Raw genomic sequence first — 22,559 nt, forward strand, 5'->3', positions numbered from 1 at the left:
CGCCGCGCCCGCCCCGGCCGGGCGGTCGGTTACGGACGCGGGTCGCGCGGCTCCATCCGGAACCGGAAGCCCAGCGTGCCCGGATCGAGCGTGGTCGCGCCGCCGTCGACCGTCAGCACCGCCCCGTTGACGAAGGACGCGGCGGGCGAGAGCAGCCAGGCGATCGCCTCCGCCACCTCCCGCGGCTCACCGGGACGGCCGGCCGGCAGCACCCGGGTGGTCTCCTCGTACGCGGCCTCGACACCGTCCCGGCCCTCCGGACCGCCGCCGAGCCCGGCCTCCTCCGCGAACCGGTTCATCCGGCGGTCCGCCATGTCGGTGCGCACCCAGCTCGGACACACCGTGTTGGCCCGCAGCCCGGCGCCCGCGTAGTCGACCGTCAGCGAGCGGCACAGCTGGAGCAGCGCGGCCTTGGACGTGGCGTAGGCGGCGCTCCCGACGCCGTTCAGCAGCGCGGACACCGACGCGACCGCGACCACCGAGCCCCGGGCCTCGAGCAGATGCGGCAGCGCGGCCCGCAGCAGCAGGAACGGCCCCGTGAGGTTGGTCCGCATGACCTCGTCCCAGTCCTCACGCGTCACCTCGCCCACCCCGCCGCCCCGCCCGATCCCGGCGTTGAGCACCACACCGTCGAGACGCCCGTACGCGCCGACGGCCGTCTCGACGAGGGCGGCCACCTCGTCCGGGTCCCCGATGTCGGACGGCACCGGCAGCGCCCCGGTCTCCTCGGCGACCAGCCGCAGCGGCTCGGGCCGCCGCCCGGACACCACCACCCGGTGCCCCGCCTCGGCCAGCAGCCGCGCGGTCGCGGCCCCGATCCCCGTCCCGCCGCCGGTCACGAGATACACCCGCCGCTCCGCCATGCCGCCGTCCGCCTTCCCCGCGCTGCCGACCGTCCCGGTGATCTTAGGCCGTGTCCCACCGATCAGGCCGGGCGTCGCGGGCCGGCGGGACTTTCCGGACACGGCCTAGGCGTGCCGCGGCACGCCGCCGCCCCGGTTCCTACGGCGCGGTCTCCAGGAGGCGCAGTGCGTCGGCGGCCGCCGGTGACAGCCGGGAGCGGTCCAGGTCCGCCAGCGGCATCCAGACGGCCGCGTCGGTGGAGCCGCCGGTCTCGGCGACCATCGGGCTTCCGGCCGCGAGGCCGACCGCGTAGAACAGCGCCGTCAGGTGCCAGCGCACGCCGCCGCGTCGGACGGCGTACGTGCGGGCGTCGAGCAGCCGGGCGGAGGTGAGGTGGAGCCCGGTCTCCTCGCGCAGCTCACGCGCCAGCGCCTCCACCGGCCGCTCGCCCGGGTCCATCCCGCCGCCCGGCAGGTGCCACAGTCCGGGCGCGAAGATCGGCGAGGCGTCCGACAGCCGGGCCAGCAGCAGCCGGTCGTCCTCCCGCGCGACCGCGTACGCGGAAACCCGGCTGCGCACCGGGGCGTTCACCATCCCTCGCCCCTCCTCCCGTCGGCGTCGTCCGCGATCAGCCTATGCCCCGCGCCCGGTGTGCCCGGCGCGACGAGGCCCGTCTCGTAGGCGGCGATCACCGCCTGTGCCCGGTCGCGCAGGCGCAGTTTCGCCAGGACCCGCGCGACATGGGTCTTCACGGTGGCCTCGCTGAGCTGGAAGTGGGCGGCGAGTTCGGCGTTGCTGTATCCGCGCGCCAGCGCCTCCAGGACCTGGAGTTCACGGGGCGTCAGCGCCGACAGGTCCCGGTGCCGCGGTACGGCGGGGCCGTCGGCGGCGGGCGCCGCGAAGCGCTCCACCAGCCGGCGGGTGATCGCGGGCGCGAGCAGCGCGTCGCCCGCCCGGACGAGACGGACCGCCGCCGCCAGGTGCTCCGGTGTGACGTCCTTGAGGAGGAAGCCGCTCGCACCGGCGCGCAGCGCGGCGTACACGTACCGGTCGAGGTCGTACGTGGTGAGGATGACCACCCGCGGCACGGGATCCCCGCCCCGGCCGCCGTCCCCGGCCCCGGCGCGGTCTCCGGTGCCGTCGCCGAGGATGCGGCGGGTGGCCTCGAGGCCATCGGTGCGCGGCATCCGGATGTCCATCAGGACCACGTCGGGCCGCGTGCGGCGGACCGCCGCCACCGCCTCGTCGCCGTCGGCCGCCTCCGCGACGACGTCGATGCCGTCGGCGGCCAGGATCATCCGGAAACCCGTGCGCACCAGCGCCTGGTCGTCGGCGATCACCACCCGGGGTGCCCCGGTCATGCGTCCTCCCGCCCGGCGAGGGGAATCACCGCGCGGACCCGGTAGCCGCCGCCCGGGTGCCGGCCCGCCTGCAGCGTACCGCCGTAGACCGCGAGCCGTTCCCGCAGTCCGACCAGGCCGCGGCCGCCGCTTTCGCCGCCGCTCGCGGTGCCGTCCGCCCTGGCCCGGCCGCCGGTGTCGGTGACCTCCGCGCACAGTTCACCGCGGGCGTGCGTGACGGCGACCCGCACCCGCGCGCCCTCCGCGTGCCGCACCGCGTTCGTCAGCGCCTCCTGCACCACCCGGTAGACCGCGAGCCCCACGCCGGGCGGCGGGTCGACGGAGCCCGTCCGCATCGTCAGCTCGACCGGCACGCCGGTCGCCCGGACACCGTCGACCAGGTCCCCGATCCGGTCGATTCCCGGCTGCGGCGCCAGGCCCAGGTCCAGGCCCATGTCCAGACCCATGTCCAGGCCCGGGTCCGGGCCTTCGGCCCGGTGGTCCGGATCCGTCCCCGAACGGCCGCCCGCCTCCGCCGTCCCGTCGGCGGCCGCCATGGTCAACAGGCCCATGACGTGCCGCAGTTCGGACATCGCGGTGCGCCCCGCCGACTCCACCGCGAGCATCGCCTCCCGGGCCTGCTCCGGCGAGCTGCCGAGCACCTTGCGCGCCGCGCCCGCCTGGATCGTCATCATGCTCACGTTGTGCGTGACGACGTCGTGCAACTCGCGGGCGATCCGGGCCCGTTCCCGCTCCAGGGCCCGCCGCACCGTCTCCTCCTGCTCCGCGCGCAGCGTCCGGGCACGGCGCCGCCAGGCGTGGACGACCTGCGCGGCGAGGCCCACCGGGACGAGGACCAGCAGCGGGATCAGGCCCTGGTCGACGTCCGGCACCAGCTCGTTGGCCACGTACACCGTGGACCCGACCGCCAGCGCGGCGACGGCCGTCCAGCGGTGCGGGCTGTACACGGCCGCGCTGTACGCCGCGACCAGCTCGGACGCGAACATGACCGTGGTCGCGTCCGGCGCCACGTCGCCCCACTGGTGCAGCACCACGACGGTCGCCGTCACCGTCCCGTACACGGCGAGCGGACACCGGCGCCGCAGCACCAGCGCGAGCGCCGTGAGCAGGACGAGCACCCACTCCCAGGCCTCGGCCGGCGCCAGCGTGTGCTCCACGGCCGGCACCGGACGCCGGCCGGGGCCGAGGGCGACGAGGTCCGGATCCGGCCACCCGGGAGGCTCGGGCCGGGCGGGCGGAAGCCCGGACACCGGGCCCGGCAGCCCGCCGGGGAACACCTCCACGTACGAACGGTTGAGGTTCCCGGCCACCGTGCCCACCGCGAGCCCCACGGCCAGCAGGGCGTCCCCGGCCCACGGCCGGCGGAGCGACGCCGCCTCCCAGGCCGTCCTCGTCGCCGTCACTGCCTTCATCCAGCGCATCGGCCCAGTCTGCCAAGGCCGCCACGCCCTCGAATCGGCCCCCGGGAGCAGAGCGTGATCCTCGGGGCGTACATCGCGCGGATGACCTCCCGGCCCGTCCGCCGCACACGGTACGGAGCTTCGCCATCGCGGCCGACGCGGCCGCGCCGGGCCCGCGCCTAGCGTTCCCGGCGATCCCGACGACGAGCACCGGAGGACCCATGAGCGGCCGCCCGACCGGCGACGACCCCGCCCGCACCCTCATCGACCTGAAGGAGGTGAGCAAGAGGTACGAAGGCGGGGACACCGCCGGCACCGCAGGAGGCGCCGGCCGCGCCGTCCTCGGCGACCTGAGCCTCCAGGTCCGGCCCGGCGAGGCGCTCGCCGTCCTCGGCCCGTCCGGCAGCGGCAAGTCCACGCTGCTCAACCTGATGGCCGGCCTCGACCGGCCCACCGCCGGCAGCGTCACCGTCGACGGGCTGCGCGTCGACACCATGAGCGAGACCGCCGCCGCCCGCTACCGGCGCTCCCGCATCGGCATGGTGTTCCAGTTCTTCCACCTCCTCGACGACCTGACCGCCCTCGACAACGTCCTGCTGCCCGCCCGGCTGGCCGGTGCGCCGCGCGCCGAGGCGGCGGACCGCGCCGCCCGGCTCCTGGACCGGCTCGGCGTCGCCCGGCACGCCGCCGCGCACCCGGGACGGCTCTCCGGCGGCGAGCGCCAACGGGTCGCCGTGGCACGGGCGTTGATGAACCGGCCGCCGCTGCTGCTCGCCGACGAGCCGACCGGCGCCCTGGACTCCGCCTCGGCCGCCGACGTCCGGGCCCTGCTGCGCGAACTGAACGCCGACGGGCAGACCATCGTCCTGGTCACCCACGACCTCTCCCTCGCCGAGGCCTGCGCCACCCGCACCATCGAGCTGGTCGACGGCCGGATCGTCCACGACGCGCCGACGGCGGTGGCGCGATGAGCCGGCGGACCGCGGGCGCGCTCGGCCGGGTCGTGCGGGCCGGCGTCGGCCGGCGCCGGGTCCAGACCACGGTCATGGTGCTCACCACCCTGCTGTCGGTGGCGGCCGGCGTCCTCGCCGTCGGCCTCCTGGTGGTCTCGCAGGCGCCGTTCGACCGGGCCTTCGCCCGGCAGAACGGCGCCCACCTCACCGCCGAGTTCGACGGCCGGTCCGTCACCGCCGAGCAGGCCGCCGCGACCGCGCGCGCCGACGGCGTCACCGAGGCCGCGGGCCCCTTCCCCGTCACCTCCGTACGCCTCTACCGCACGGACGGCGGCATGCCCGGGCCCGGCTTCGAACCGCCGCCGCTCACCGTCGTCGGCCGCGCGGACCCCGCCACCTCGGCCGACCGGGTCGACCGGGTCGAACTGACCGAGGGCCGGTGGGCGGGCGCGCCGGGCGAGATCGTGGTGGAGCGGGCCTCGGTGCTGCCCGGCACCCGGACCGGCAGCGTCCTGACCACCGCGCGCGGAGCCGGCGGTACCCGGCTCACGGTGGTCGGCTTCGCGAAATCCGTCGGGGAGAGCGGCGACGCCTGGACGACGCCCGCCCAGCTCACCGACCTCACCACGCGCACCGCCCTCGCCGGGGACCGGCCCGCCGGCCCCGACCTGCAGATGCTCTACCGCTTCGACCGGGCCGCGACGGCCGCCGACATCGACGCCGGCCGGTCCGCCGTCACCGCGGCCGCCGCCTCCGCGACCGCCTCCGCGTCCCGGCCGGCCTCCGCCTCGGTCTCCGCGTCCCCGTCGGCCGCGCCGCACGGCCCGGCCGGCACCCGCTCGTACCTCGACGTGCGACAGGCCGCGCAGCAGAACACGGCCGCCTACATCCCCTTCGTCACCGCCTTCGCCGTCCTCGGCCTCGCGCTCTCCGTCCTCGTGATCGCCGTCGTGGTCAGCGGCGCGGTGAGCACGGCGATCCCACGGATCGGCGTCCTGAAGGCCCTCGGCTTCACCCCGTCCCAGGTCGGCCGGGCCTTCGTCGCCCAGGCCCTGATCCCCGCCACGGCGGGCGGCGCGCTCGGCGCCGTCCTCGCCAACGCGCTCGCCGTCCCGCTCATGGCCCAGGTCGCGGAGGCGTACGGCACGGCCTCGGTCCGCATCCCGCTGTGGGTCGACCTCGCGGTGCCCGCCGGCGCCCTGCTCGTCGTCGCCGCGGCGGCGCTGGGACCCGCGCTGCGGGCCGCCCGGCTCCGCACGGCCGACGCCGTCCGCGCGGGCGGCGCGGGCGGGGCGGGCGGCACCGCCAGGACTCCGCTCCACCGGGTCGGCGCCGCGCTCGGCCGGCTGCGGCTGCCGCCCGCCGTCGTCCTCGGGCTCACGAGCCCGCTCGCGCGCCCGGGCCGTTCGGCGGCGACCGGCGCGGCGGTCGCCTTCGGGGCCCTCGCGGTGACCTTCGCCGTCGGGCTCGGCAGCACGCTGATCGCCGTCCAGACCGACGGCGACCCGGACCGCGGCGGCGACGTCACCGTGCGGACCGTCCTCCTGCCCGAGGGCATCGACGGTCCCGACGCGGAGCCCGGCCCGCCCGCCGACCCCGCGGCGGTGGCCGCCGCGCTGCGCGCCGTGCCCGGCGCCGCGGCGTACCACCGGACGGCGACCGCCCAGGTGGGTGTCGCCGGCCTCAAGGGCGGCGCCCAACTCGTCGTCTACGAGGGCGACACGGCGGACGCCCGGCACACGATGACCTCGGGCCGCTGGTTCCGGGCCCCGGGCGAGGCCGTCGCACCCACGAACTTCCTGCGTGCCACGGGCAAGGCCGTGGGCGACACGATCACGCTCTCCGAACAGGGCCGTACCGTCCGGCTCACCCTCGTCGGAGAGATCTTCGACCTCGGCGGCCACGGCATGACCCTGCGGACCGACGCGGCCTCGGCCGCCGCCCTGCGGGCCCGCCACCTGCCCAGCACCTTCCAGGTCCGGCTCGCCGAGCCCACCGACGCGGACGACTACCTCGCCCGGCTCAACGCCCGCCTCACCCCGCTCGGCGCGCGGGCGGCCGTCACCGACACCGGCACGTCCGGCGTGATCCGGGCCATGCAGGTCCTGACCGGCATGCTCACCCTGATGTTCGTCGCCGTCGCCGGCCTCGGCGTCCTCAACACGGTCGTCCTCGACACCCGCGACCGTGTCCGCGACCTCGGCGTCCTGAAGTCGCTCGGCATGACACCGGGTCAGACCGTCACCCACGTCCTCGTCTCCGTGGGTCTGGTCGGCCTGCTCGCGGGCGCGGTGGGCGTGCCGCTCGGGGTGGCGCTGCACCGGGCGGTGATGCCCGCGACGGGCCGCGCCGTCGGCACGACCATCCCGCCGGCCGACCTCGACGTGTACGGCGCCCCGCTCCTGGCGGGCCTCGCCCTGGCCGGCGTGCTCATCGCGACGGCGGGCGCCCTGCTCCCGGCCGGCTGGGCGGCGCGTACGGACACGGCACGCGCCCTGCGTACGGAGTGAGCCGGGCGGCCCGGGGGACCCGCGGACCCGACCGTCGGGGAGGGGCCGCCGGGCTGCCGGGGCCGCCGAGTCACCGGCAGCCCCGGGCGGCCCGGCCTCAGGCCGCCCGTTCCAGGCACCAGGCCACGAACGGCGGGATGCTGGCGTCGACCGCGTCCTCCTCGTCCGTCACCGACGCCGTGAAGAAGTACCGCACCTCGCCGAACTCCAGCTCCATCGCCTGCACCAGATTCCCGAGGCCGAGCACCTCGCACAGCCAGGTACGGGCCGCGGCGCTGTCGTCGAGCCGGTCGGGCAGGACGCCGCGGCCCGCGAGCAGGTCCGTCTTGGTCACGGCCACCGCGAGGCGGGGCCGGTCGCCGGGCGCGCCGAGCCGGGCCACCGTCTGCGACGCGTTGCCGAACACCGTGTCCGGGCGGTCAGTCGAGGCGAGCGTCCGGTCCACGCCCGGCCCGCCCGGCCCGCCGGTGTCGTCGAGCAGTCGCCAGGTCTCCTCGACCGCCAGCGGATCGAGCACGAACACCACCGTCCGGGCCGCCCGTACGTACCTCAGCGCGTCGGTGTCCTCGCCCTTCGCGAAGTGCTCGCCCGCCGCGTCGAAGAGATGCACCAGCCGCTCGGACCGGCCCTTGCCCAGGACCGCCGAATGCGCCCGCGCGAGCACTCGCTGGGTGGCCCGCGTGTGGCCCTTCTGCGCCAGCACCTCCCGCAGCACCCGGTAGTTGGCGGCCGACTCCTCGTCCGCGAGCCGCAGCCCGGTCCCGCCCGCCACGGCACCGGACTCCAGCGCCATCAGCATCGCCGCCATCAGCTGCGTCTTGCCCGCGGCCCGGCCGCCGACCAGCGGCAGCGCGGTCTCCCGGGCATGCCCGGCGTCCCGGTTCAAGGGCTTGCCGCAGTGCGCGTGCGTGCAGAACGCGGCGAGCCGGTTCCTGCGCCGCATCAGGATCAGCAGCGTCGGCATCCGCTGCCCGCACGCGCACCGGCGCCGCACGATCCCGTACCGGCCCGGCCGGATGTCACCGTGCCGGCGCCGGCACTCCGGCCGCGGGCAGGCGTACGACGGGTAGGGCACCCACAGGTAGCAGTGCGGGCACAGCACGCCCCGCCGCAGGCCCTTCAGCGCGAGCACGCCCCGGTCCAGTCCCCGCAGCACGGCCGCGAGCAGCCGCGCCGCCCCGTACAGCAGCAGCACCACCGCGCCGTGCAGCGCGAGCAGGAACAGCAGCGGCGGCAGCGCGAGCACCGCACCGAGCCCGAGGCCCGCGCCGAGCGCCAGCGCGTGCGCCATCTTCAGCGCGCCCGGCTCCCGCGCCTGCGTCAGCCGCTCCTCGCCCAGCGTGCGGAACCGGTCGCCGACCGCCCGGCCCCACATCCGCGCCCCGAGCGTGACGATCTGCCGCAGATCGCGGGCGGCCGGCCCGAACAGGTAGACGCGGTAGGCCGGTTCGGGCTCGTCCTCCGGCCGGTGCCGCGGGATCGTCTCGAACTCGGGCGTGCGCCGGCGCGTCACGCCGACGACCAGCCGCCCGTACCGCCACAGCAGCTCGCCGACCAGGCCGAGGGCCCGTACGACCGCCGTGCACGCGCCGACGATCAGGAGGATGCCCAGCAGACCGCCCAGGATCCACCGCAAGGGGTCGTCCATGTCACCGCCTTCCGTCGGAGTCGCGGTCCGGCCGCCGCCCCGGCCGGCCGAGGTCCTTCAGCCGCCGCCAGCCCTTCGCCGGCGTGCTCCGCTGCTCGCGCCGCTCGCGCAGCACCTCCAGGAAGGCGTCCGCGATCTCCTCGTCCCGGGTCCGGACGAGGGCGACGAGCCGTTCGGTGTCCTCGTCCCGCCACAGGTGGACGGCCACGGCGACGACGTCGTCCAGGAGCTCCCGGTGCCGCTCGGACAGGCCCGCGGGATCCCGCCGGGCCAGCGCGAGCCCGGCCACGTGGCCGAGCAGCAGCTCCGAGACGACACCGCCCCGCCCGCCGCCCTCACCGGCCCCGGAGCCGGCACCGGAGCCGGCACCGGAGCCCGCACGGGAACCCGAACGGGAGCCCCCAGCGGATCCCGCGCCGGACCCCGCACCGGATCCCGCACGAGCGCCCTCACGGGAGCCGTCGGCGGATCCCGCGCCGGAGCCCGTGCCGGTACGCGCACCGGGTCCCGTCCCGGATCCCGCATCCGATCCCGCACCGGAGCCCGTGCCGGTACGCGCACCGGGCCCCGCACCGGAGCCCCGGCCGAGACGCCCGCCGGGACGCCCACCGTGACGTCCGGGGCGCCGGCCCCTTCCCGCGCGGGCGCCGTCCTCCGCGCGTTCGAGGATCTCGCGCAGATAGCGGTCCGCCACCTCGAAGGACAGGTTCCGCAGCATCTCCGGCACCTTCGCCGGTGGGACGGGCACCGCCAGGAGCGCCTCGGCGAGCCGCAGCCTCCGCAAGGCCCTCACCGGCGCGGCCGGCGCCTCGCCCTCCCGCGCGAACGCCGCCGCGAGCCGCACCGCGTCGGAGGCCCGCTTGATCTGCGCGTCCAGCTCCAGCGTCCGCCGCACCAGCCTCGCCGTCTCCGGCGACAGCCAGCCGCGGCGCTCCGGCGCGTCGAGCAGCCGGCACAGTTCCAGCAGTTTGTCGAGAGCGGCCTCGTCGACGGCCTCGTGCCGCACCGCCCGCCCGAACCACACGGCGAACTCCCCGTCCCCGCCCCGCCCTTCCGGGTCGCCGGCGGGCAGCAGCCGCGCCAGCTCGCACGCCTCCCGCCCCGTCCACACCGGCTGCCGCCACACGCTGCGCAGCAGCGCCCCGTCGGGAAAGTCCTGGCCCCGCACCTGGAGGATCCGCAGCAGCACCGTCACCGACAGGGCCGGATCCCGTTCCGCCCGGGCCAGCAGATGGTGTTCCTGGAGCAGCGGCCGGCCCTCCAGGTCGGCGAACTCCAGCAGATCGGCCGGGAACTGGCCGAAGAGCTGCGACTGGCCCGCCCGCCCGGCGAGCAGCTCGTCCAGAGTGCCGAGCAGCGCCGCCCGGAAGGCCGCGGAGACCGACAGCAGCCGCTTGACGTCGCTCCGCAGCCCACGCTCCGGCTCCCTGCCCGTCGCCGCCTCCAGGAGCGCGCCGGCCAGCTCCCGGCAGATCCGGCCCGCCAGCGCGGCGGGCGGCTCGACCCGCGCGTCCACCGCCCACAGCAGCAGCCGCGCCCGCTCCCGCGCCGTCCCCGCACCGTCGACCAAACGCTCCCACAACTCCACGGCTCGCTCGCGCAGTTCGGGCCGCCCGGTCAGCGGCTGGGGCGCGACGGACGCCGGCGCGCCCCGTACGTACGCCCGCATCCGGGTCTCCAGGAGCGCGCCTTCGAGTTCCCGGTGCAGCGCCGCGTCGCCGCCGTCCCGCGCCGCCCGCGACAGCGCGTCGAGCTGCGCCTCCCCGTGCGCGAGGCGGGCCCGCCACAGGTCCCTGGCCACCACCGCGCGCGTGGCGCCCAGATGGGCGGCCCCGGGCAGCCAGTCGAGGACGGCCGCCACGTCCGGCCGCTCCAGCGGCACACCGCCCGCGGCGGCCGCCGCCGCGACCGGCGGATGCCAGTCGCCGGGATGACGCTCGGTGCCGTCGGTGTACTCCGCCGCCCACGACCACACCGAACGGACCGATCCCACTCCGATCCGGGCCAGCAGCCGCACCACATGGTGCACGGCCACCACCTCGGGAAACCGCCCCGTCACGAAGTCGAAGAGCAGGAAGGCGTCCTCGTCGTCCGGCCCGATCTCCGGCCGGGCCTCCGGCACGCTCCCGATCAGATGGTGCCGGCCGCGGGTGGGCCGCAGCATGTACGTGGAGAAGGACAGCCGCCGGGCGAGCGGGGGCGGCAGGAGGAAGCAGACGGCGGCGAACCAGTGCGCGATCCGGTCGGTCGACCGGTCCACCACGATGACGGACGGGCCGCCTTCCAGGGCCTGGAACGCCGCCGCGAGCAGCTGCTCCAGCTGGTCCGCGTGCGGCCGGTTGGCCAGGAAGTCCCGTACCGACCGCGCGTCGAGCGGACCGGCCGGTACCGGCCCGCCGGCCCCGCCACGCTCCCGTCCGTCACCGCTGCCGAGACGTCGGCCAGGGCCCCGTACCTCGCCCCGGCCCGCCGAGGACCGCTCGTCGCCGCCCTCGTCGCCCGCACCCTCGCCGCGGCCCTCGGGGAGCCGCTCCTCGACCCGGCCTCCGGCCCGGCGGCCGCCCAGCGGCGGCAGCTCCGTGCCCGCCGACACCGTCGAACGCCACACCGGCGAGTCCCACAGCTCGATCGCCAGCCGGCCGCCGCACGCCGCCGCGAAGTCCACCGCCGACGGCGCGTGCAGCGCGTGCGCGAAGTAGTTGCCGAAGCGGCGGGCCGAATCCCGGCCCACATAGCGCACGTTGACCAGGGTCGTTCCCTGCGCGGCGCCGTGGCCGACCGCCGGACCGGGCGAGAAGCAGAGCGTGACCGGGCAGCGGGCCAGCTGCTCGGGCGTCTCCGACTCGGCGAGCGCGCGCGGCGGGTCGTAGCCGGCGAGGGACTCCACCGTGTGCATGGTCTCGGCCGTGACACCGGCGCTGACGGCGTTGAACTGGAAGCCCGAGAAGCCGCTGAGGCCGCGCTCGCACGAGGTGTAGTACAGCTGCTGGAGGCCGTCCCCGCTCATCGGCGCCCCGTCCTCGGCACCGCGCCGTACTCGCCGAGCAGCCACAGCAGCGGATCCGTCACCCGGTAGGGCTGGATGCCCGTCCTCGCCACCCGCGCGTCGGCGGTGGGCGAGTGGCCGAGCGCGGAGATCCCGAAGTAGCGGTAGCGGCTGTAGGTGTTCTCCAGGAGCCGGTCGATCGGCACTCCGTCCCAGTCCTTGATCAGCGTCCGCACCTCCTCGTGGACGCTGAGGCTGTCCTCCTCGTCGAACCGGTCGCCCGACGGCGGATGGGCCCGCAGCGGGCTGCCCTTGTCCAGCAGGTGCCAGAAGGCGTCCAGCTTGGTGAACACCACCGCCACGGGCGTGTCGATCCGCGGCGCGGCGCGCCGGCCCGCGAACCGGGCCCTGCGGCCCGCGTCCTCCCGGGCGAGCAGCAGATTCGTCACCCTGCTCACCACGTGGTACGGCGTGTCGACACCCTCCGTTCCGGGCAGCGCGGTCCCGGGCCGGGCGAGCGGCCGGGCGCCCGCCATCTGGAGCGGGTCGAGCAGCAGTACGATGCCGTCGGCGTTGGCGAGGTAGCGGGTGTTGAGCTCCATGTTCTCCCGCGAGTTGAAGTCCTCGCCGGCGGTGTCGAAGAACGACAGGACGGTGTGCTGCGGCCGCTCGCCCAGCAGGCTCCTGCGGCGCAGCCCGAACCGGAACACCAGCGGGTCGACCCGGTTGTCGTTGGTGACGGCCGTGCGCGTACCGGCGAACATCTGCCCGTCCCGGAACAGGTGCTCGTGGTAGTCGGCGTGGAACCGCTGCATCGTGGCGTCGTCGGCGCCGACCAGACTGGCGCCGAACGCCGAGCCCACCCTGTTCATCATCTCGTGCAGCAGCACGGTGGTGTACACGGTCTTCCCGGACGCCTTGGCGCCCACCATGGCGATCATGCGGTTCTCCACCATCCCGAACTGGGCGGGCAGCGTGGAATGGCACACCGGGCAGATCCGGAAGGTCGTCTCGCCGTCGCAGTCCGGGCAGACGGCGGTCGACGCCCGCCCGTCCGCCGTGAAGACCGGACCGACCTCGCCGCGCTGCCCCATCCGGTCGGCGAGCACCTGGTCGCGCCGCCGGACACAGCGTTTCTGGGTGCGGGTCAGCCTGCTGTTGCAGCGGAAGGCGATCTCCCGGCCGGTGAAGGTCTCGTAGCAGTACGGGCAGGTCAGTCGTCGCGCCATGTCAGGTCACCCGCAGTCGGTGGAGCGCCGTGGGACGCACGTCGGGAACGGAAGGAGAGCCGGGGCCGTGGAGCGCGTCGGCCGCGGCGTCGGGATCCGCCGGGAAGCAGACCAGCCAGGAGGTGCCCCGGACGGCCGCCGGCAGACCGAACTCCACCCGCAGCGGCAGACGCGCGGTGAGCGGCTGCGCCGACACCTCGTGGACGACCGTGCCCTCGGCGACGCTCGTCGGCCGGTAGTCGCCGATCCCGTGCACGATCCGCTGCGCCGGCAGCTCGCAGTTGGTCTCGGAGGTGAAGGTGACCGTCGCGATCCGCCCGGACCCGAGGCGGCGCCGCCGCACGGACGGCTCGTACGCGACGACGGGCGGCTCGGCGTCGACGAGCAGGGCCGACGAGCCCTCGCACCGCGCGCCCGGATCGGCGACCAGCGCCTCCACGGTGAGCGTCACCGCGCCGCGCCCGACCTGGAGGTCGAGGCCGCCGTCGTGCTCGTACACCCGGCGTGCGCACCGGATGTCGCCCGAGTCGAGCGGCCTGCCGTCGCCGTCGCCCTCGACCCGCCAGCGCACCCTGGCCGTACGGGCCCGGGGCGGCCAGGCCCACAGCACGAGCAGATGCGTGCCGCGGCGTACGGCCTGCAGCTCGTCGACGGGGACGGCGAAGAGCTGCTGCTCACCGGAGGAGTTCTGCTCGGGCCCGGTTTCGGGTTCGTTTTCGGGCTCGGGCCCGGTTTCGGGCGCGTCCCTGAGTTCGGTGGCGGGACGGAGGCCGGGAGCGGGTGGGGGTTCGGGCGGCGGTACGGGTGAGGGCGCGGGTTCCGGCTCCGGCTCCGGCACGGGTGGCGGGGCGGGGGAGGGGCGCGGCGCGGCTTCGGCGGTGGGCCAGGACTCCGGTGCCGTGGCCGGTATCGCCTCCGGTGCCGGCTCGGGCGCCGGCTCCGGTACGGCCTCGGGTGCGGGCTCCGGGTCCTCGTGACGTGGCGCGGCGAGCGGTTCCGGGTCCTCCAGAGGCGGCGGGCCGGCCGGCGCGGGGCCGGTCCGCACCCGCAGCGCGCCGAAGCCGTCGAGGTGGAGCAGCCCGCCGACGACCGCGTGCGCCGGGTCGTGGCTGCGCACCGGCAGTCCGAGCGTGGTCTCCAGCCACTCGTCCGTGCCCGCGGTCGCGGCGAGCCCGCCCGCGAGGAGGACGGTGTCCGGCGGGCTCGCGGTCTCCGCGCACAGCGCGGCGACCGACGCGAGGGCCCGCTCGCGCAGCGGGCCGACGAGCCGGTCGAAGGTGGCGCGGTCGAGCGCGACCTCCGTCTCGCCCACCCGCTCGCCGGCCGTCGTCACCGACGCGTCGCCGAGGGACCGCCGCAGCCGCTCCGCGGCCCGCCGCGCATCGGCCTCGGTCACCTCCGGGTGACGGAGGCGCAGTTCGGTGGCGACGGCGTGGTCCCAGTCGTCGCCGCCGAGCCGGTGCCGCCGGGTGTCGACGATCCGTACGGTCAGGTCGTGGGCGATGGCGAGGACGGTCAGGTCGAGCGTCGTCGCGCCCTGGTCGTACACGAGGACCGTGCGGTCCGTGCCCTCGACCACCGCGCGGTAGTGCAGGGCGACGGCCACCGGCTCGGCGACCGTGCGCACCACCGGCAGTCCGGCGTCCTCGGCCGCGCGCCGCAACGCCCATTCGGCGCGCTCGCCGTCCTCGTCCAGCGGCAGCGCGAGCGCGACGGAGTCCCGGGAGCCCGTCTCCCGCCCGTCCCGCCCGTCCCGCCCGTCCCGCCCGTCCCGTCCGTCTCCCGCGTCGCGGGCGCCCTGTGCGTCCTGTGCGTCGCGGGCGCCGACCAGGGCCGCGAGTGCGGCCGCGGCGGTGCCGGGTCCCTCCGGGCCGAAGTCCACGGTCGTCACGACGGGCCGGCCGTCCTCGCCGCGCCGCGCGATCCGCCCGTAGCGACGGCCGACGTCGATGCCGTACACGCTCATGCCGAGGATCTCCTTCCGTGCCGGACGCGGGGAGTGCCGTCCTCGGCGACGCCGACCAGGACGCGGTCGCCGGCGGCGGGCCGGTGCTCGATGAAGTGCCGGACCACCGCAGCCCGCAGCACCTCCAGCTCGTTGCGGATCTGCCGGCCGCCGTACGCCTGCCGTTCGGGATCGGCCATCCGGCGGATGATCCACGGGTGCACGCTCGCCCGGTCGGTGACGAGTTCCACCTGATGGCGCTCGCGCACCGACTCGGCCAGCTGGTCGAGGAGCCGGTCCGCGATCCGTTCGACATGGGTGCGGCGCAGCATGTCGAAGACGACGACACCGGGCTTGAGCCGCCCGTAGATCTCCGGACGCCCGATGTCCCGGAACTTCTCTTCCACGGCCAGCGTGAAGTGCCGCCGCAGCGCGTCGTAGGGCAGCTCGTCACCGGCCGCGGCCAGGAGGTCCTGGACGGCGTCGGCGCCGGTGTTGGAGGTGAAGATGATCAGGCACTGGGAGAAGTGGGCGGTCTGGCCGCGCCCGTCGGTGAGCCGGCCGTCCTCCAGGATCTGCAGGAACTTGTCCAGGACCTTGGGATGGGCCTTCTCGATCTCGTCGAAGAGCAGCACGCTGAACGGCCGTTCCTGCACCCGCCGGGTTAGCTCGCCGCCCTGCTCGTAGCCGATGTATCCCGGCGGCGCCCCGGCGAGCCGCTCGGCGGCGTGTTCCTGCTGGTACTCGCTCATGTCGAACCGCGCGTACGCGCTCTGGTCGCCGAACATCAGCTCGGCCACGGCCTTGGCGAGTTCGGTCTTGCCGACGCCCGTCGGGCCGACGAAGAAGAACGCGCCGCGCGGGCGGGCGGTGCCCGAGTCGCCGAAGTCCACGCCCACGAAGGCCGACTGGAGCACACCGGCGACCGCCGAGACGGCCGCCGGCTGGCCGATGACCCGCTCGCCGAGCACGTCCGCGGCCCGGCCGACGACCTCCCGGTCCAGCTGCGTCCACGGGTCGACGCTCACGTTGAGCCGGTGCTGCTCCAGGAGCTTGTCCGGCTTCTGCACGGGCGAGCCGCGCAGCCAGGAGGTGCGGGAGAGGGCGTGGATGTCCCAGCCCGTCATCCCGTCCGTGGCGCCGACCAGGGCCTCGATCTCGGCCCGCGTCGCCGCGTCGGCACCGTTGAACTCCGCGCGCAGCATGCTCAGCCAGAGCCTGCGCTGGCTCGGGTCGGGCGGGCCGATGTGCAGCGTGGCGATCCGCGGGTCCTCGAGCACGAACCAGCCGGGCAGCCGGCCCACGTCCCCGACCGCGCAGAGCACGGCGTTGCGCGGATGCGGGGCCTTCCCGCTGTAGGGGCCGGGGCGCGGGACCACGGCGTCCGACATCGCGGCCCGCAGCCGCATCCAGCCGAGGTGCGACTCGGGCTGTCCGGGCGGCAGATGGTGGTCGACGTCCTGGAAGACGAAGGCGGTGGACGCCTCCGGCGAGGCGGCGAGCCGCCGGACGACGGCCGTCACGTCCTCGAAGGAACTCGCCCGGCGACCCGGCCGCGGCGCGAACAGCCCGTCCTGCGCCCGGCGTCGCTCCTCACCGCGCCGGGTGGCCGGCGTGGTGGGGTCGGTGGGCGCGGCGGGGGCGCCCGAGGCGGCGGGGCCGGTGGTGCCCGTGAGGCCGGCGGTGCCTGCGGTGCGCTCCCCGGCCGGCGGCGCGGGAGCGCGGCCCGCGCGGGGCAGTGCGGCGACCAGCTTGTCGAACGCCTCGGCGTGCCCCGGTACGGGAAAGGTGAGCCCGTCGACCGGGTCCCACCAGCCGACCACCTCGGTGCCCCAGTGGGTGAGCGCGCGGGCGAGGAGCTCACGGAAGGAGGCGGGCCGGTCGTCGAACCACCAGCGGTCGCGGATCCGGCCGTCCAGGACGACCTGGCGGCCCCGGCGCAGCTCCCACCGGAGCGAGACCGCCCACAACGGCATCATCCCGTCGGCGGGTTCGGGCCCCTCGGCCGCCGCGCTGTCCGCCCACGCGCTGTCGGCCGCCGACGCGGGGACCACAGGGCGGCCGGGAACCCCCGGCCCGGGAACCGCCGGCCCGGGAACCGCCGGCCCGGGGACCTGCCGGTCCGGGTCCAGCGGGACGGACTTCACCAGCCGGTCGCCCGGCGAAGGGCGGGGCACGGCGGCGGGTTCCGCCGGCCGCGGTGTGTACCAGTCCTCGTCCGTCACCGCGCCCTCCGCTCCTCGGTGCCCGGCAGCGAACGGGCCGTGCTCCGTGGCGGCTTGCCGTCCCAGGTCAGCTCGCCCGGCGTGAAGCCGGTGCCGTCGAGGGCGCGGTGGACCAGGTTCAGGAGCTCCTCGGGCGCGCAGACCGCGCCGTCCTCCGCCGCCGGCCGGAGCGACATGTCCGGCTCGCCGTCCACGTGGTACGTCAGCAGATGCCCGCCGTCCGCCTCCGTCTCCACCGTCGCCTCGTACACGGCGCCGCTCGGCCGCTCGAAGGAGAGGACGAGCGAACCGCCCCGCTCCTCGCCGCCCGTGAAGTCGAGACCCGCGTCGGTCATGGCGTCCTTGAGGACGCCGGCGAGTTCGGTGCGGCGGGCGTGCGCGAGCTGGAGCTCGTCCAGCCGTTCCTCGACGGACGGCAGGAGCACCTCGAGCGCGGCGACCGCGTCAAGGGCGGCCGCGGCCGCGCCCGCGTCGAGCGCGGCGACGGCGGCCCGCAGGGCCTCACCGGCCTCCGCCGCGAGGTCCGGCGCGGCCAGCTCCTCCGCGTCGCGGACGGCCGACCGCGCGCTCTCCTCGACGACCCCGAACCGGTCCAGGGCCTCCGCGAGCGCCGCCCGCTCCGCCTCCTGCCGCGCCGACTCCTCCTCGGCCGCCCGCGCGGCGGCCTCCTCGGCCTCCTCGGCCCGCGCCGCCGCCTGCTCGGCCGCCCGGGCCACGGTGTCCGCGTGCCGCGCGAGGGCGTGCTCGACCGTCCCGAGCAGCGCCTCGAAGCCGACCTCGGCGCCGGGCTCCGCCGCCACCGCGCCCAGCCGGCCGATCAGCTCGGCACACTCCGTCGCACCCGCCGCGTCGAGGGCGGCCCCGTCGGCGCCCAGCGCGGCGAGCCGGTCGCGGAGTTCGCGTACCACCGCGTACGGATCCGGGCGCGCCGCCGCGGCCGCCGACGCCCCCGCCGTGGCCTCCACCACGGTCACGACCCGGCCGCGCAGCTCCTCGACGGCCGCGCCGAGCCCACCGGCAGCGGCAGGACCGCCCAGCGCGCCCCGCAGCTCGGCCAACCGGGCCTCGAAGACGGCGAGTTCGGCCAGCCGGTCCGGCGCCTCGCGCAGCGGACGGAGCAGGCCCTCCACCTCGTCCAGACGCCGGGAGTCGGCCCGGCCCTGGTCCTCGCGCAGCCGGGCCGCATGGGCGTCCTGCCGGACCCGGCGGCGCTGCGCGAGCTCCGCACGGCGGTGCTCGGCGGCCGCCCGGGCCCGGGCCTGCCGCTCGGCGAGCTGCCGGGCCCGCTCGGCGGCCAGCGCCTCGCGCTCCCGCTGCCGTTCCGCCTCGCGCGACCTGCGGGCCGCCGAGCGAGTGGCCCGCACGGCCAGGCCGAGCGCCATGAGGCCGGGATCGAAGCCGACGCTGGTGTACATGGGTGAGCCGCTCATGGGTTCTTCCTCCGCCGTTCTGACGCGTGTTCCGTGCGGTCGGTCGGTTCCGTGCGGTCGCTCCGCTCCGTCCGGTCGGTCCGTTCTCTGCGGTCGGTCGGTTCCGTGCGGTCGGTCCGTTCTCTGCGGTCGGTCCGTTCCTTGCGGTCGGTCGGTTCCGTGCGCGGTACGAGGCCCCGCGCCGCGAGATGCGCCTCGAAGGCCTCGCGGAAACCGGGAACGGGCGGCACGCCGGCCCACGAGAAGGAGCCGTCGGCGCCCATCGACAGCTCGATCCCGGCGCTGCCGTCGCCGCCCCCGGCCGCGAGGCCGGCGACGACGTCCGCGTACCGGTCGGTCAGCGCGAGCAGCCGCTGGTTCGCCGAGCCGCGCCAGCGCAACGGCGCGTGCCGGGCGGCCACGTACGGCCCGTCGACCAGCAGGTCCAGCCGGTCGAGCAGGGCTCGCTGGGCGGGTGTGCCGCGCAGCAGCGCCTCGTGCCGGAAGCCCGAGTAGGCCATGGCCGAGAAGTCCGGCCGCCGCGCCCGTACCGCGTCGAGCAGCGCGGACAGGGCCTCCGCCTGGGCGAAGGGCTCGCCGCCCGAGAGCGTCACGCCTTCCGCCTCGGTCAACGAGGCGAGGTGCTCAGCCAGTTCGTCGACGTCGGTGGGTGTGCCGCCGTCGAAGGGCAGCGTTTCCGCCGCGACGCAGCCCCGGCAGCGCAGCGGGCAGCCCTGCACCCACACGACCGCCCGGACCCCGGGCCCGAGGACCGTACAGCGCTCCACCATGCGCGCCACCGACAGCACCGGCCCGCCCCGCCCGCCCTGCCCGCTCATGGCACCTCCGGATAGCTGTCGACGCCGCGCGCCGCCTGATCGCACCAGGGACACCACGGCCGCTCCGTCGTGTACAGGTGTCCCGCCCGCATCGCGCACCGCGCCAGCCGCCCCGGCGCCCGCGCCGCTCTCAACTCCCGCGCCCACTCCGCCGCCGCCGGCCTGCTGCCAGGCCCCGAGAAGGCGGCCCGGAAGAGCGCGACGAGCGCCCGTGGCAGCAGATCGCCGGGAGGCGCGGCCCGCGGCAGAACGACCGACCGCCGGTCGGTCACGCGGCAGCGGCCCCGCAGCACGTTGTCGTCGAGGGAGAGATAGTCGCTCCCGTCGCCGGGATGCCCGGCGAACGGATGCAGCCCGCCCATCAGCAGCTGGTGCACGAGCACGGCGAGCGCGAAGACATCCGTGGACGGCGCGGGCGCCACGGATCCGCTGCGTTCGCCCGTCCTGCCGGCTGCCGATGGTGCGGGCGGCCGTGACGCGGCGGCACCGACGTCGGCACCGGCATCGGCGTCGGCGTCAGCAGCCGGCGGTCGGACCGCTGCTGCTGGAACGGCCGTTCCCGGCTGCTCGATCCGCTCCGGCGCCGTATAGCCCGGCGTCCGCATGCGCCCCGCGAAGAGCTCGCGGCCGTCGGTGAACTGCCACGAGTCGACGTCCGCCACGCCCACCCGGCCCGCCGCGTCCACCCACAGGTTGTCCGGGGTCAGATCGCCCACCACGTAGTCCTCGGCGTGGAGGTCGGCGAGGAGGCGCGAGAGGGATTCGGCGGCGGTGAGGGCGGTGGCCCAGGTCGCGGTCGGGAGGGCGGCGGCGCGGACGCTCGGAGTGAGGAGGGCGGTGAAGGGCAGGAAGGCGCGGCGCATGTCCGGCATCAGGTAGCCCTCCACGTCCGCGTGGACGGTGCGCACCGCGGCGAGCGGCCAGGCGACGCGCTGCGGGGTGCCGGCGAGGAGCCGTACGGTGCGGGGCTCGCGGCGCTGGCGTACGAGGCGCTCCACGCGGCGGCGGTAGGCGGCCGGGTCCGCCGGGTCCGGGACGAGCTTGGCAACCAGCGCGCCGTCGTGCCCGACCGCGTACACGAGACCTTCCGACCCGGCGCCGATCCGCTCCGTCAGCAGCCACTCGCGTCCGCCGCGCGCCACCACCTTCAGGACCATCGCCGGCCGCCGTCCGCGAGCGCGCACAGCACGGTCAGGTCGTCGCCGGTCCGGGCGGCGGCCGCCGGGTCGGACAGCAGCGCGTGCAGCGGTTCCGCGCCGCCGCCCGCCCGGCGCAGGGCCGCCGCGAGCGGCGGGAAGAAGCGCCCGCTCGGCAACGGTCCGGCGGCGTCGGGCAGTCCGCGGACGGACGGGTGGTCGAGCGCGAGCGGCGCGCAGCCGTCGGTCGCGAGGACGACGCCCGACAGCTCGGGCTCCCACAGGGTGAAGGTGCGGACCCGCAGGCGGGCGGCGGGCGAGGTCGTGTACGCGGGAGGTGGGCCGCCCGGCGCGGGCGGCGGCAGCACCAGATGGGCCCGCTCGACGGCGCCGGCCGCCCCGTCCGCCGTCTCCGAGGTGGTGAGCACCACCCCGAAGCAGTCGCCGAGCGACACGAACGCCACCCACGGCGCCCGTACGCACGCGACGAGCAGCGCCGCCCCGAGCTCCAACACCCCGCCCTCCGCCGGTCCGCTCTCCGCCGACCCGAACTCTGTCGTCCCGGCCTCCGCCGCCCGGGCCTGCGCCGCCGGGTGCTGCGATGACCGGGCTTCCGCCGCCCTGGGCTGCGTCGCGCCGGCCTGCGTCGCGCCGGCCTGCGCCGCGCCGGCCTGCGCCGCGCCGGCCTGCGCCGCCCCGGGCTCCGTCGTGCCTTCGCCCGGCACCAGCGCGCCCGCCGTCCGCACGCACGTCTCGGCGAGCAGGGCGCCCCGGTCGGCGATCCAGCCCGTCCACTCCTGGGCACTCGCCCCACGGCCCGGCGGCGCGGCGGCCGTGAGGACGCGGCAGGCGTTGTCGACGGCCAGCTGTGCGCCGAGGGCCGCTCGGCTGCGCGAGCCGACCCCGTCCGCCACCGCGAGGACGACGGCGTCGTCGCCGACCCGTACCGCCCGGAAGGCGTCCTCGCAGCCCCGCCCGGCCGCGAGGTGCGCCGATCCGGTCACCGAGGCGCCCGAGACGATCACAGGACGCCCTTTTCGAGGCGGTCCATCCGTTCCCGCAGTGCCGCGTCCTCCGCCACCCGCGTGTGGATCTCGTCGGGGTCGAGGACCGCGCCCACCCGGTCGGAGCTCTGGAAGAGCAGGTCCAGAATCTGGCTGAAATCAAGAGTGTCGAGCTTCAGCGCGGCCTTCGGCGCGAGGACCCGCAGCAGCCCGAGGTCCGCCCCGCGCACGCCGATCGCCTGAAACACCCACTCGCCCCGCTCCTCGCCGAGCCGCAGCGACCGCGCGGTGCCCGCCAGCGCGTCGGCGTCCAGGGGCCGGCCCTCGGCGTCGCTGGGCGCGCCGTCCGTCAGCACCCACAGGAACGGCCGCCGCACCGGCACCCGCCGCTCCTGCAACGCCCGGTAACGGGACCGAGCGACGGCCAGCGCCGTCTCCACGGCGTCCGTCATCCGCGTGAACCCGGACGCGCCGAGCCGCGGTGGCCGCATCCCGTCGACCGGCACGAACAAGCCGTCGGCCGGCACGGACTCCACCGGCACCAGACACTCCTGCCGCGGATCCCAGGCCCGCACCCGCGAGTCGAAGGTGATCAGGCAGACCTCCACCCGCGAACGCAGCCGCGCGTGGCGCCGTACGCCGTCGAACCAGGCCGCCAGGGCCGCGTTCAGCTCCTCGATCCGCGGCCGTTCGGCCGGCCGGCCCATCGAGGCCGAGGTGTCGAGCAGCAGCACCACCGGCTGCCGCTCGTCGAAGCCCTCGCCGAACCCGGCGCCGAATCCCGCCCCGTGGCCGGTGGGCGAGGTCACGCCGGCTCCCGCGCGGCGGCCGGACGGGCGCATAGACGGCCGGTGGCCGGATCGAGGCGCACCTCGGCCGCAGCGCCGGGCAGCAGCCCGGGAACCTCCGGAAGCGCGCGCACCAGCACACCGTCCAGCAGGACGTACGCATCCGGATCCGGCCAGGTCGTCACCCGGCCCACCGCCCCGTGCGCCCATCGCGCCATTCCCCCGTCCATGCGGATCACAGTAGGTGATGCCCCCTCAACTCGCGGCAGAACAAGCCCAATTG

At 76.6% G+C, this 22,559-nt stretch carries 17 protein-coding genes; 2 read left to right on the top strand and 15 right to left on the bottom strand.

Annotated elements, in window-relative coordinates:
• Nucleotides 1-29 precede the first annotated feature (29 nt).
• The 4 genes from ACIGO8_RS10795 to ACIGO8_RS10810 all read right to left on the bottom strand — a co-directional run bounded on the left by ACIGO8_RS10795 (nucleotide 30) and on the right by ACIGO8_RS10810 (nucleotide 3,625).
• A complete protein-coding gene (locus ACIGO8_RS10795) occupies nucleotides 30-863 on the bottom strand; it encodes an SDR family NAD(P)-dependent oxidoreductase (protein ID WP_399728503.1) in 834 nt (277 codons plus the stop codon).
• 139 nt (nucleotides 864-1,002) lie between these two features.
• Nucleotides 1,003-1,437 (bottom strand): NUDIX hydrolase, encoded by a 435-nt coding sequence (locus tag ACIGO8_RS10800; RefSeq protein ID WP_399727189.1) that lies wholly within the window; start codon nucleotides 1,435-1,437, stop codon nucleotides 1,003-1,005.
• A complete protein-coding gene (locus ACIGO8_RS10805; RefSeq protein ID WP_399727192.1) occupies nucleotides 1,431-2,204 on the bottom strand; it encodes a response regulator in 774 nt (257 codons plus the stop codon). Before ACIGO8_RS10805 ends, ACIGO8_RS10800 begins: the two co-directional genes overlap by 7 nt.
• Nucleotides 2,201-3,625, bottom strand: coding sequence for a sensor histidine kinase (locus ACIGO8_RS10810; RefSeq protein WP_399727195.1), 1,425 nt, complete (start codon nucleotides 3,623-3,625; stop codon nucleotides 2,201-2,203). Before ACIGO8_RS10810 ends, ACIGO8_RS10805 begins: the two co-directional genes overlap by 4 nt.
• 200 nt (nucleotides 3,626-3,825) lie before the next feature.
• Between ACIGO8_RS10810 and ACIGO8_RS10815 the strand changes: the two genes are divergently transcribed.
• Nucleotides 3,826-4,575, top strand: coding sequence for an ABC transporter ATP-binding protein (locus tag ACIGO8_RS10815; RefSeq protein ID WP_399727197.1), 750 nt, complete (start codon nucleotides 3,826-3,828; stop codon nucleotides 4,573-4,575).
• Nucleotides 4,572-7,067: an FtsX-like permease family protein gene (locus ACIGO8_RS10820; RefSeq protein ID WP_399727200.1), complete on the top strand. Its 2,496-nt coding sequence runs from the start codon at nucleotides 4,572-4,574 to the stop codon at nucleotides 7,065-7,067. The genes ACIGO8_RS10815 and ACIGO8_RS10820 overlap by 4 nt, the downstream gene beginning before the upstream one ends.
• Before the next feature lie 97 nt (nucleotides 7,068-7,164).
• Here ACIGO8_RS10820 and ACIGO8_RS10825 read toward each other — a convergent pair whose 3' ends face one another.
• Genes ACIGO8_RS10825 through ACIGO8_RS10875 form a run of 11 tightly spaced genes read right to left on the bottom strand, consistent with a single transcriptional unit; the run spans nucleotide 7,165 to nucleotide 22,506 of the window.
• Nucleotides 7,165-8,715, bottom strand: coding sequence for a hypothetical protein (locus tag ACIGO8_RS10825; protein ID WP_399727202.1), 1,551 nt, complete (start codon nucleotides 8,713-8,715; stop codon nucleotides 7,165-7,167).
• Nucleotide 8,716: 1 nt separating this feature from the next.
• Entirely contained in the window at nucleotides 8,717-11,722 is a 3,006-nt protein-coding gene (locus tag ACIGO8_RS10830) for a GTPase-associated protein 1-related protein (RefSeq protein ID WP_399727205.1), read from the bottom strand.
• A complete protein-coding gene (locus tag ACIGO8_RS10835; protein ID WP_399727208.1) occupies nucleotides 11,719-12,930 on the bottom strand; it encodes a hypothetical protein in 1,212 nt (403 codons plus the stop codon). The genes ACIGO8_RS10830 and ACIGO8_RS10835 overlap by 4 nt, the downstream gene beginning before the upstream one ends.
• Nucleotide 12,931: 1 nt before the next feature.
• On the bottom strand, nucleotides 12,932-14,896 hold the full coding sequence (locus tag ACIGO8_RS10840; protein ID WP_399727210.1) for an Hsp70 family protein: 1,965 nt from the start codon (nucleotides 14,894-14,896) through the stop codon (nucleotides 12,932-12,934).
• On the bottom strand, nucleotides 14,893-17,100 hold the full coding sequence (locus ACIGO8_RS10845) for an AAA family ATPase (protein ID WP_399727213.1): 2,208 nt from the start codon (nucleotides 17,098-17,100) through the stop codon (nucleotides 14,893-14,895). Before ACIGO8_RS10845 ends, ACIGO8_RS10840 begins: the two co-directional genes overlap by 4 nt.
• On the bottom strand, nucleotides 17,097-18,530 hold the full coding sequence (locus ACIGO8_RS10850) for a hypothetical protein (protein ID WP_399727216.1): 1,434 nt from the start codon (nucleotides 18,528-18,530) through the stop codon (nucleotides 17,097-17,099). Before ACIGO8_RS10850 ends, ACIGO8_RS10845 begins: the two co-directional genes overlap by 4 nt.
• Nucleotides 18,527-19,348 (bottom strand): 4Fe-4S single cluster domain-containing protein, encoded by an 822-nt coding sequence (locus tag ACIGO8_RS10855; protein WP_399727219.1) that lies wholly within the window; start codon nucleotides 19,346-19,348, stop codon nucleotides 18,527-18,529. Before ACIGO8_RS10855 ends, ACIGO8_RS10850 begins: the two co-directional genes overlap by 4 nt.
• A complete protein-coding gene (locus ACIGO8_RS10860; protein WP_399727222.1) occupies nucleotides 19,345-20,505 on the bottom strand; it encodes a hypothetical protein in 1,161 nt (386 codons plus the stop codon). Before ACIGO8_RS10860 ends, ACIGO8_RS10855 begins: the two co-directional genes overlap by 4 nt.
• Complete coding sequence (locus ACIGO8_RS10865) at nucleotides 20,496-21,509, bottom strand: protein phosphatase 2C domain-containing protein (RefSeq protein ID WP_399727224.1); 1,014 nt, start codon at nucleotides 21,507-21,509, stop codon at nucleotides 20,496-20,498. Before ACIGO8_RS10865 ends, ACIGO8_RS10860 begins: the two co-directional genes overlap by 10 nt.
• Nucleotides 21,506-22,297 carry a hypothetical protein gene (locus tag ACIGO8_RS10870; RefSeq protein ID WP_399727226.1) on the bottom strand — a complete coding sequence of 264 codons (792 nt, stop codon included), beginning with the start codon at nucleotides 22,295-22,297 and terminating at the stop codon, nucleotides 21,506-21,508. The genes ACIGO8_RS10865 and ACIGO8_RS10870 overlap by 4 nt, the downstream gene beginning before the upstream one ends.
• Complete coding sequence (locus tag ACIGO8_RS10875) at nucleotides 22,294-22,506, bottom strand: hypothetical protein (RefSeq protein ID WP_399727229.1); 213 nt, start codon at nucleotides 22,504-22,506, stop codon at nucleotides 22,294-22,296. Before ACIGO8_RS10875 ends, ACIGO8_RS10870 begins: the two co-directional genes overlap by 4 nt.
• Between the last annotated feature and the right edge of the window lie 53 nt (nucleotides 22,507-22,559).

The organism is Streptomyces sp. NPDC053493 (assembly GCF_044544825.1).
Lineage (GTDB): Bacteria > Actinomycetota > Actinomycetes > Streptomycetales > Streptomycetaceae > Streptomyces.